At 65.8% G+C, this 749-nt stretch carries 1 protein-coding gene; it reads left to right on the top strand.

Translation table 11 applies throughout. From position 1 onward, the window contains the following. Positions 1-690, top strand: a 690-nt coding sequence (locus KB201_RS24655) for an HNH endonuclease signature motif containing protein (RefSeq protein ID WP_211540903.1), incomplete at its 5' end; no start/stop codon positions are given. Positions 691-749 lie beyond the last annotated feature (59 nt).

Here is a 749-nt window from a genome sequence, read left to right as displayed (position 1 = left end):
CACACCACCGACGACGGCCGCGTCGAAATCCGGGCCGACCTCACCCAGATCGTCGGCGAGAAGTTCCAGGCCATGATCGACGAACGATCGCGTCCACGGCCCGAACCCGACGGCACCGAGGACCGGCGCACCGCCGAGCAACGCCGCGCCGACGCCTTCGAACTGATCCTCGATCAAGCAGCGATCGGCGCCACCCTCGACACCGTCGGAAGCCCACGCACGCAACTGATGCTGACGATCCCCGCGACCGGAGACCTGGCGACGCTGCCGTGGACCGGATCGGTCAGCCATGCCACCGCGAAACAGGTCTCCTGCGACGGATCCCTGACCGAGATCATCCTCGATGGTGAGGGCGTACCGCTGCAGATGGGTCACACCCGTCGGTTGTATCCGGCACACCTCCGCAAGGCAATCATCGTCCGCGACGCCTGCTGCATCAAATGTGGTGCACCACCGTCACATACCCAGGTCCACCACATCAAGTCGTGGGCCGACGGCGGACCCACCGACCTCGACAACGGCTGTTTGCTGTGTCAGCGCTGCCATACGCAGGTCCACCACCACGGCTGGGACATCGTGATGGGTTTCGACCGCCATCCCTGGCTTGTCCCACCCGCCAGTATTGACCCGCAACGCCGACCACTACCCGCCTACAACCGACGCACCATGCGACTCGACGACGCCGCCTGACCGCTGCCGCCACAGACCACCAGACTTTCGCGTAGCACCTTCCGCACCCGGGCCACACC

The sequence above is a fragment of the Gordonia sp. SCSIO 19800 genome, from assembly GCF_018132775.1.
Lineage (GTDB): Bacteria > Actinomycetota > Actinomycetes > Mycobacteriales > Mycobacteriaceae > Gordonia > Gordonia hongkongensis.
This window is presented reverse-complemented; position numbering and strand designations above follow the sequence as displayed.